The following is a 9,909-nucleotide window of genomic DNA, read 5'->3' as shown; positions in this document are numbered from 1 at the left end:
CACAGGACATGAACTCGTTCCCCTCGTCGGCACTCTGGTTGATCCCCGCGATCCCACTGTTCGGGGCAGCGGTACTACTACTCGCGGGGCACCGCAGCGACAGGTGGGGTCACCTGCTCGGCTGCGGCACCGCACTCGTGTCGTTCGTGCTCGGCGCGGTGGTGTTCGCGCAGATGCTCGGCACGGACGCCGACGCACGCAGCACCGGGCAGGCCCTGTTCGAGTGGGTGTCCGTCGGCGGGCTGCAGGTCGACTTCGGGCTCCGGATCGACCAGCTGTCGGTGTGTTTCGTGCTGCTGATCACCGGGGTGGGGGCGCTGATCCACCTCTACTCGGTCGGATACATGGCTCACGACGCCGCCCGGCGGAAGTTCTTCGCGTACCTCAACCTGTTCCTCGCGGCGATGCTGGTGCTCGTTCTCGCCGACAACTTCCTCGTCCTGTACCTCGGCTGGGAGGGCGTGGGTCTCGCGTCGTACCTGCTGATCGGTTTCTGGCAGCACAAGCCCTCCGCGGCGACGGCCGCGAAGAAGGCGTTCGTGGTCAACCGCGTGGGAGACATGGGACTGCTCGTCGCGCTCATGATCATGTTCGCCACCTTCGGCTCCCTGGACTACGACACGGTGTTCGCTGCCGTACCGGACGCGAGCGAGGGGATCGTCACCGCGCTGGGCTTGATGCTGCTGCTCGCCGCATGCGCGAAATCGGCACAGCTGCCGCTGCAATCGTGGCTCGGCGACGCGATGGAAGGCCCGACTCCCGTCTCGGCGCTCATCCACGCGGCGACGATGGTCACCGCCGGCGTCTATCTCATCGTCCGGGCGAACACGGTCTTCGAGGCCGCGCCCGCCGCGCGGCTCGCCGTGGTGATCGTCGGCGCTGCCACGTTGTTGTTCGGCGCGATCATCGGCTGCGCGAAGGACGACATCAAGAAAGCGCTCGCCGCGTCCACGATGAGCCAGATCGGGTACATGGTGCTCGCCGCCGGGCTGGGACCCGCCGGATGCGTCTTCGCGATCCTGCATCTGCTCACCCACGGATTCTTCAAGGCGGGGTTGTTCCTCGGCGCGGGCTCGGTGATGCACGCGATGAACGACGAGACCGACATGCGACGATTCGGCGGGCTGCGGACGGTCATGCCCATCACCTTCGCCACGTTCGGACTCGGATACCTCGCGATCATCGGGGTTCCGCCGTTCTCCGGGTTCTTCTCCAAGGACAAGATCATCGAGGTCGCCTTCGCCGAGGGCGGTGTGGGGGGAGCCGTACTGGGGAGTGCGGCGCTGCTCGGCGCGGGGCTGACCGCGTTCTACATGAGCCGCGTCATGATCATGACGTTCTTCGGAGAACGGCGGTGGGAGGAACCCGTCGAACCGCACGAAGCACCGCGGATCATGACGTGGCCGATGATCGTGCTTGCGATCGGATCGGTGGCCGCGGGGGGTGCGCTGGTCGCCGGCGGGGCGCTCGAGCACTGGCTCGAACCGGTGGTGGGGGTCGCACCGCACGGCGGCGGGTTGCCGGTGTGGCTGGTCACGACGCTCACTCTCGCTGTGGTCGCGATCGGAGTCGCCGTGGCGTACCGGCAGTACGCGACGCGGCCGGTGCCGGAATCCGCCCCGGTCGACGTGTCGTCGTTCACGACTGCCGCCCGCCGGGACCTCTACGGCGACACCGTGAACGAAGAGGTCTTCATGCGACCCGGGCAGGTGGCGGTGAGTGCGCTCGGTGAGGTCGAAAGCCGCGGAATCGACGGCACGATCGACGGAACGGCCGCCGTCGTCGGTGGTGTGTCCCGCCGGTTGCGTCGTCTTCAGACCGGGTTCGTCCGGTCGTACGCCCTCTACATGTTCGCGGGCGCGACGATCGTCGTCGGCGCCCTGATGCTGGTGAGACTGTGATGGGGGTGAAGCGCTCGTGACCACCGTGCCCTGGCTGACGATCCTGTGGGTCCTCCCGCTGATCGGCGCAGTGCTCGTCTTTTCTCTGCCTGCCCGGATGGCCTCCGGGGCGAGGATGCTCGGGCTCGGGGTGGCTGTCGCGGTCCTGCTCGTCGGTATCGGGCTGGCTGCCGGCTTCGATCCGTCCGGTGACCGTTTCCAGTTCGTCGAATCACAGCCGTGGATACCGTCTTTCGGTTCCGGATACCGGCTCGGCATCGACGGCATCGCCCTCGTGCTCGTCCTGCTCACAGCAGCCCTGGTGCCACTGCTCATGATGGCGGGGTGGAACGACGGCCGTGACTCCGACGAACGGGACGCCGACGAACGGGATGCCCACGCTCGTGAGTCCGGCGACCGCGCAGAACGGTCACGGCCCCGCTCCGCGCACACCTATGTCGCGCTGATACTGCTCGTCGAATCGATGGTGCTGGTCTCGTTCACGGCACTGGACGTGCTGCTGTTCTACGTGTTCTTCGAGGCCATGCTCATCCCGATGTACTTCCTCATCGCGGGTTTCGGAGGCCGGGGCAGCGACCGTGGTACCCGGTCGCGCGCCGCCGTGAAATTCCTGCTCTACAACCTGCTCGGTGGTCTCGTCATGCTCGCCGCCGTGGTCGGCCTCTACGTGGTGACCGCGCGGGCGGGACTGGGCAGCGACCCCGGGTTCGGCACCTTCGACATCCGGGTGATCACCGAGGCCGCAGCGGCCGGGGACCTCGGTGTCGCACCGGTCGTACTCAACTTCCTGTTCCTCGGTTTCATGGTTGCTTTCGCGGTCAAGGCGCCGCTGTGGCCTCTGCACGGATGGCTTCCCGACGCGGCGGTGCAGACCACCCCGGCGGCCGCGGTGCTCATGATGGCGGTGGTCGACAAGGTCGGCACCTTCGGCATGCTGCGGTACTGCCTGCAATTGTTTCCGGAAGCGTCGGTGTATTTCGCGCCCGTGGTGGTCACGCTGGCGGTCGTGGGAATCGTCTACGGCGCGATGCTCGCGATCGGCCAGACGGACGTGATGCGGCTGATCGCCTACACCTCCATCTCGCACTTCGGTTTCATCGTGCTCGGCATCTTCGCGATGACAGCGCAAGGCCAGACCGGGTCGACGCTGTACATGGTCAACCATGGCGTCTCGACCGCAGCATTGTTCCTCATCGCGGGATTCCTGGTCTCGCGCAGAGGTTCCCGTGCGATCGCCGCCTACGGCGGGGTGCAGAAGGTGGCTCCCGTCCTGGCCGGCACGTTCCTGGTCGCGGGCCTGGCGACGCTCTCGCTTCCCGGTCTGGCACCGTTCGTGAGCGAGTTCCTCGTCTTCGTCGGCACGTATCCCCGCTACCAGGCCGCCGCCGTGATCGCGACCGTGGCGCTGGTCCTCTCCGCCCTCTACATCCTGTGGCTGTATCAGCGCATGATGGGTGGCCCGGTCCGCGGCGACGCGTCCGGTGACGCCGCACCGCACGGCACCCGCGTCACCGACCTGGTGCCGCGCGAAATCGCCGTGGTGGCACCGCTCATCGCTGTACTGCTGTTCCTCGGTCTCTACCCACAGCCGGTACTCGACGTGATCACACCCGCGGTCGACGCCACGCTGATCTCCATCGACCTGGACCAACCCGAGCCGACCGTTCCGTCGGACAGTCCCGTAGCCGAGCCCGGCTCGGGTGACGGCACCGAGGAAGGGGCCCACGAGTGATACTTCCCGACAGCGGAGCCGCGCTCGCACAGTCGTTGCCTGCGCCCGACATCGACTACGGCATGCTCGCGCCGATGCTGTTCGTATTCGCGGCTGCGGTCCTCGGAGTGCTCGTCGAGGCATTCGTTCCGTCCCGGGCGCGATACGTCACGCACGTCGTACTGAGTCTCGGTGCACTGGTCGCCGCGCTCGTAGCGGTCGTGCTGCTGATCGGCACCCGAGGGTGGACGGTGGGCGGGGCAGTCGTGATCGACGGCGTCACGCTCTTCCTGCAGGGCTCGATCCTGGTGGTGTCGGTGCTGTCCATCGGGCTCGTCGCGGAACGCGGCGTCGAGACCGCGCCTCTCCCGGAACCCGACGGCGGGGGTGCGCCCCGGCGCACCGACGCATTCGCACCCCAAGCCGCCGCGCTGCCCGGCAGTGTCGCCGAGCGTGAGGCGACCGCGGCGGGAATCACCCGTACCGAGGTGTTTCCCCTGGCACTGTTCGCGATCGGCGGCATGCTGCTCTTTCCCGCGTCGGGCGACCTGCTCACCATGTTCGTCGCGCTCGAGGTCCTGTCGTTGCCGCTGTACCTGCTGTGCGGACTCGCCCGCCGGCGTCGGCTGCTCTCGCAGGAAGCGGCACTGAAATACTTTCTGCTCGGGGCGTTCTCGTCGGCGTTCTTCGTCTACGGAATCGCCCTCCTGTACGGCTACGCGGGCACGGTGCAACTGCCCGGGATCGCCTACGCGGTCACGGCGGGAACCGGAGACGAGACGGTCGCGCTGATCGGCGTCGGCCTGCTGTCGGTCGGGTTGCTGTTCAAAATCGGTGCGGTGCCGTTCCATTCGTGGACCCCGGACGTCTATCAGGGAGCGCCCACACCGATCACCGCCTTCATGGCCGCCGCGACGAAGATCGCCGCATTCGGTGCCCTCATGCGAGTGCTGTACGTCGCGGTGCCGGGCCTGAGCGACGACTGGCGCCCCATCCTGTGGGCCGTCGCCATCGCGACGATGCTCGTCGGGGCGGTGCTGGCGGTGACCCAAACCGACGTCAAGCGCATGCTCGCGTACTCGGCCATCAGCCATACGGGATTCGTGCTCACCGGCGTCGTGGCCTCGAACGCGGTCGGGGTGGCGGCCACACTGTTCTATCTGTTCGTCTACGCCGTGGGTGCCGTCGGCGTGTTCGCGGTGGTCAGCCTGGTCCGCGACCCGGACGGCGAGGCGTGGGATCTGTCCCGGTGGGCCGGTCTGGGCAGGAGGTATCCCGCCCTCGGCGCGGTGTTCGCGTTGTTCCTGCTCTCGCTCGCAGGTATCCCGCTCACCAGCGGGTTCATCGCGAAGTTCGCGGTGTTCGGTGCTGCGGTTGCGGGAGGCGCGGTCCCGTTGGTGATCGTCGGTGTACTGGCCAGTGCCATCGCCGCGTACTTCTACGTCAAGGTGATCGTGCTGATGTTCTTCAACGATCCACCCGAGTCGCCACCGGAGTTCGCGGCGACGAGCACGTCCACAGGTGCGGTGGTGGCGTTCGCGGCGGTCATCACCGTTCTGCTGGGCATCATGCCTTCCCCGGTGCTCTCCCTTGCGGAGCAAGCCGTCGGATTCCTGCAGTAGCGGTCCGACGATCACCCCTGCGGCGGGTCGTGAGCCCGACGATCAGAGCCGGTGCACGCGCTCCGACGACAGGTGATGCGACACCGGTGTGCCGGTGCGAGCGAGGTGCACAGGGTCGAGGTTGAGGCGGCGCAGCAACTGGGCGTTGAGGGCCACCACGATGGTGGAGATCGACATCAGGATGGCGGCGACCGCGGGTGAGATTGCGATCCCGGCGAAGGCCAGTACCCCGGCGGCGAGCGGCACGGCGACGACGTTGTAGCCGGCCGCCCAGACCAGGTTCTGCCACATCTTCCGGTAACTGGCGTGGGAGAGTTCGATGATCGACAGCACCGCCCGGGGGTCGTCGGCCGCGAGGACCACCCCGGCGGATTCGATGGCCACGTCGGTGCCGGCGCCGATGGCGACGCCGACGTCGGCGCGCGCCAGAGCGGGTGCGTCGTTGACGCCGTCGCCGACCATCGCGACGGTGCGACCGCGCTGCTGTAGTTCGGCGACCTCGGCGTCCTTGTTCTCGGGCAATACCTCGGCGAACACCTCGTCGATGCCGAGGTCTGCGGCCACGGCTTCCGCGACCTGCCGGGCGTCGCCCGTGATCATCGCGACATCGATTCCGCGGGCGTGCAGAGCGTCGATCGCCTGCCGGGATTCGTCGCGGACCGCATCTTCGAGCGCCACGGCGCCGAGCACGCGGCCTGCGAGCACGACGTGCAGGACCGCTGCGCCGCGCCGGACCCAGCCACGGGTGACTCCGGCGACGTCGTCGGGCACCGACAACCGTAGGTCGGAGAGCATCGCCGGGCCACCGACGATCACTTCCGTGCCGTCGACGAGCGCACGCACCCCGCGCCCCGGCAAGGAACGGAAATCCGTGGCGCTCAGACGGTTGGGCGCGGCGACCCGGTCGTCGGCCGCAGCCACGATCGCACGGGCCACGGGATGTTCACTGTCCGCTTCGACTGCGGCGGCCAGGGCGAGCAGGTACGCGTCGCCGGTGTCCGCCGTGGCGGCGACCCCCGTGACGCGCGGGCGGCCTTCGGTCAGCGTGCCGGTCTTGTCGAACAGAACCACATCGACGGTGCGCATGCGTTCCAGCGCGAGCCGGTCCTTGACCAGCACCCCGGCCTGCGCGGCCCGCGTGGTGGAAATGGCGATCACGAGTGGAATGGCAAGACCCAGAGCATGAGGACAGGCGATGACGAGAACGGTGACGGTGCGGACCACGGCCTCGTCGAAGTTGCCCAGCAGCGACCAGATCAGGAACGTCAGCACGCCCGCGCCGGCAGCGAAGTAGAACAGGAACGCAGCAGCCTTGTCCGCGAGCGCTTGGGCGCGGGAAGAGGAGGCCTGGGCGTCGGCAACCAGACGCTGGATGCCGGCCAGTGCGGTGTCGTCGCCGACCGCGGTGACCCGCAGTCGCAGGGCGCTGTCGGTGGTGACGGTACCCGCGACCACCGTGTCGCCGGCGCTTCGGGCGACAGTCTTGGATTCGCCGGTGATCATCGACTCGTCGACCTCTGCACGCCCCTCGACGACGGTGCCGTCGGCGGGCACGCGGGCTCCGGCGCGCACCAGCACCAGATCGCCGGTGGACAACTCGGTGAGGGGGACTTCGCGGGTCCCCTCGTCGGTGATCTTCTCCGCGGTGTCCGGGAGCATCGCCGCCAACGCTTCGAGGGCTCCGGACGCCGATCCCAGGGCGCGCATCTCCAGCCAGTGCCCCAGCAGCATGATCACGATCAGCAGGGCCAGTTCCCACCAGAAGTCCAGTTCGAACCCACCGATTCCGAGCGTGGTGACCCACGATGCGACGAACGCGACGGTGATCGCCATGGCGATCAGCAGCATCATTCCCGGCCGGCGGGAGCGCAGTTCGGCCCAGCCCCCGGTGAGGAAGGGCATACCCCCGTAGAAGAAGATCACCGTGCCCAGAACGGGCGGAATCCACGAGGCGCCCGGGAAATCCGGCAGGTGGTAGCCGAGCAGGTCGGCGACCATGTGGCTGAATGCGACCACGGGCACAGACAGGACGAGGCTGATCCAGAATCGGCGGCGGAACATCGCGGCGTGACCGGCATGTCCCATATGCCCGCCGTGGTCGGCGTGTCCGGTGTGACCGCCCTGTTCCGCGTGGGCCGGATGCTCGCCGTGGGTGACGTGCTCGGCGTGCGTGGCCGTGGCCGAGTCCGGATGGGAGTGACCGGGTTCCGGATGCGACATGAGTCTCCTCCCGACCTGCGGATCGATCTGCCGCCGCGCGGACCGCCACCGAAAGTCCCGGCGGATGTGCACGGGCGCTCCGATCGATTGTGCGCCCGGAGCGCCGACCTCGGGACGGGTTGGGCGACTCCGTCGGCTGCGGGTCGTTGCACCGACCCCGGGTGGGGTGCTGTCATCGAACACACGGATCTACGGGAGGGGCAGAGGTGACTGCCGTCGAGGAGTTCGAAGACCTGCGTCCACTGCTCTTCGCCATCGCCTACCGCATCCTCGGGAGCGTCGCGGAGGCCGAGGACGCCGTCCAGGAAACCTGGGTGCGATACGACGCATCCGGAACACTGCCGGAGTCGCCTCGAGCGTTCCTGTCCACGGTCGTCACGAGGGTGTCGATCAACGTGCTCGAATCGGCCCGCGCGCGCCGCGAACAGTATGTGGGGGAGTGGCTTCCGGAGCCGATACTCGACGAGCCCTACGACGATCCGCAGCGCTCGGCAGAGCTGACGGAATCGGTGTCGATGGCGGCGCTCGTCCTGCTCGAGCGCCTGACCCCCCTCGAGCGCGCCGTCTTCGTGTTACGTGAAGCATTCGGATTCGGTTTTGCCGAGATCGCCGACATCGTCGACCGATCGGAGGCGGCGTGCAGGCAGCTTGCGGTGCGAGCACGCCGTCACGTCGACCGCGGCGCGGCACGATTCGATGCCGATCCGCATGCCCACGAACAGCTCACCGCGCGATTTCTCACGGCGTTTCAGGACGGTGACGTCGACGGCATGCGCGACCTGCTGGCCGCCGACGTGCACCTTGTGGCCGACAGCGGCGGCAACGCGCCGGCGGTGCGGAGGGTTGTCGTCGGCGACGACAAGGTCATGCGTTTGCTCGCCTCGTATGTGGCGCCCATGGCGCAGATCGGCATGGTGCTCGAGCCTCGAAACATCAACCGGCATCCAGGTGTGATCGTGCGCGACAACAGCGGTGCCATCGTGCAGGTCATGTCTTTCGACATCGCCGACGGAAAGATCGGCGCAGTCCGGGTCGTGATCAACCCGGACAAACTCGTGCACCTCGGGCGGGTCGCGGACGTACGCGCGCTCGCGCAGCAGCTCCGCGACCTGCAACGACCGTGAACCCGCCGGGCCCGATTCTCTGCAACCGTGTCACAAACACCGATCCTGTCTTGTCTTCGATGACGAGGGCTCGACACAGAGCCACGTAGGGATCGGAGAAATCATGTCTCAGCCACGCCCCCGCGTCGTCGTGATCGGCGGCGGATACGCCGGAGCTGCCGCAGCCGGTCGCATGAGCCGGAAGGCGGCAGTCACCGTGATCAATCCTCGGCCGCACTTCGTCGAACGGACCCGGCTCCATCAGTTCGCAGTCGGAAACCATCATGCTTCCGGCGACTACCGCACACTCCTGGGGAAAGGAACACAACTGCTGGTCGATACCGTGACACGCATCGAATCCCGCACGCGGACAGTTCATCTCGCCACCGACGACTCCGTCGGGTACGACTACCTGATCTACGCCGTGGGGAGCACCGCGACACGGCGGGCCACCGTGCCGGGGGTCGAAGAATTCGCCTACCCGGTAGCGGAATTCGAGCACGCAGAGCGCCTTCGGCACGCCCTGAACACGCTCGACGCCGAGGCGGTGATCACGGTGGTCGGCGCAGGGCTCACCGGTCTCGAAACAGCCGGGGAACTCGCCGAGCAAGGCCGTCGGGTCCGTCTCGTGTGCAGCGGTGTCATCGGCCCGGTGCTGACCGGGAGAGCACGCCGCGCCACGCACGAACGTCTGTCGAACCTGCACGTCGAGGTCCACGAGAATGCACGTGTGGTCCGGGTCGGCCCGGATGAGTTGGCGCTCGGGGACGGTACGGTTCTGCCCAGCGCGGTCACCGTCTGGACCGCCGGATTCGGGGTTCCCCAACTCGCCCGCGCGAGCGGGTTCCGCACGGATACGCTCGGCCGGATCCTCACCGACGAGACACTGACGAGCATCGACGACGATCGTGTGATCGCCGCAGGAGATTGCGCAGCCCCCTCGGGCGACCCGGTGCGGATGGCATGCCAGTCTGCACTTCCGATGGGACTCACCGCGGCCGATACGGTTCTCAGCCGTATCGCGGGCGAGGAACCCGCGACGCTCGACCTCGGATTCAACGGCATCGGTATCAGCCTGGGACGACGCTCGGGCGTCGTCCAGTTCCACGAGCGGGACGACACCCCGAAGGATCGAGCATTTGCCGGCCGGATTGCCCTGTCGATCAAGGATCTCGGGCTGAAAGCCGCCATGGCGGGCCTTCGCGTGGAGGCACTACGTCCGGGCACCGTTGCCTTGCCGGGAGGCGGCCGGCATCCCTCCGATACCCAGGCGCGTACCGCTGACCCTGCTCACGCTGCCACCGAGGACAGCGCTCCGTTCTCCGACACGCGCTGACAAAAGGGTCGCCGGC

6 protein-coding genes are annotated in these 9,909 nt (G+C 67.8%); 5 read left to right on the top strand and 1 reads right to left on the bottom strand.

Going from position 1 to position 9,909, the window contains the following annotated elements:
• The first annotated feature begins 8 nt into the window (after window positions 1-8).
• The 3 genes from nuoL to nuoN are packed head-to-tail and all read left to right on the top strand — an operon-like array spanning window position 9 to window position 5,234.
• Window positions 9-1,901 carry an NADH-quinone oxidoreductase subunit L gene (gene nuoL, locus HF886_RS16750; protein ID WP_169652909.1) on the top strand — a complete coding sequence of 631 codons (1,893 nt, stop codon included), beginning with the start codon at window positions 9-11 and terminating at the stop codon, window positions 1,899-1,901.
• Window positions 1,902-1,917: 16 nt separating this feature from the next.
• Window positions 1,918-3,633, top strand: coding sequence for an NADH-quinone oxidoreductase subunit M (locus tag HF886_RS16745; protein ID WP_169652908.1), 1,716 nt, complete (start codon window positions 1,918-1,920; stop codon window positions 3,631-3,633).
• Window positions 3,633-5,234: an NADH-quinone oxidoreductase subunit NuoN gene (gene nuoN, locus HF886_RS16740; RefSeq protein WP_169652961.1), complete on the top strand. Its 1,602-nt coding sequence runs from the start codon at window positions 3,633-3,635 to the stop codon at window positions 5,232-5,234. Before HF886_RS16745 ends, nuoN begins: the two co-directional genes overlap by 1 nt.
• Before the next feature lie 42 nt (window positions 5,235-5,276).
• Here nuoN and HF886_RS16735 read toward each other — a convergent pair whose 3' ends face one another.
• Window positions 5,277-7,319 (bottom strand): heavy metal translocating P-type ATPase, encoded by a 2,043-nt coding sequence (locus tag HF886_RS16735; RefSeq protein ID WP_240955191.1) that lies wholly within the window; start codon window positions 7,317-7,319, stop codon window positions 5,277-5,279.
• A 341-nt stretch (window positions 7,320-7,660) separates the two neighbouring features.
• Here HF886_RS16735 and HF886_RS16730 point away from each other — a divergent pair, with 341 nt between their 5' ends.
• Together HF886_RS16730 and HF886_RS16725 are read left to right on the top strand one after the other, a co-directional pair.
• A complete protein-coding gene (locus HF886_RS16730; RefSeq protein WP_169652906.1) occupies window positions 7,661-8,578 on the top strand; it encodes an RNA polymerase sigma-70 factor in 918 nt (305 codons plus the stop codon).
• 103 nt (window positions 8,579-8,681) lie between these two features.
• Window positions 8,682-9,893 (top strand): FAD-dependent oxidoreductase, encoded by a 1,212-nt coding sequence (locus HF886_RS16725; protein WP_169652905.1) that lies wholly within the window; start codon window positions 8,682-8,684, stop codon window positions 9,891-9,893.
• Window positions 9,894-9,909: the final 16 nt, after the last annotated feature.

The sequence above is a fragment of the Rhodococcus sp. 105337 genome (genome assembly GCF_012844225.1).
Classification (GTDB): domain Bacteria; phylum Actinomycetota; class Actinomycetes; order Mycobacteriales; family Mycobacteriaceae; genus Rhodococcus.
This window is presented reverse-complemented; position numbering and strand designations above follow the sequence as displayed.

Coding starts and splice junctions, on each gene's coding strand:
- nuoL (WP_169652909.1), top strand. CDS start 9: ATGAACTCGTTCCCCTCGTCGGCACTCTGGTTGATCCCCGCGATCCCA.
- HF886_RS16735 (WP_240955191.1), bottom strand. CDS start 7,319: ATGGGACATGCCGGTCACGCCGCGATGTTCCGCCGCCGATTCTGGATC.
- HF886_RS16725 (WP_169652905.1), top strand. CDS start 8,682: ATGTCTCAGCCACGCCCCCGCGTCGTCGTGATCGGCGGCGGATACGCC.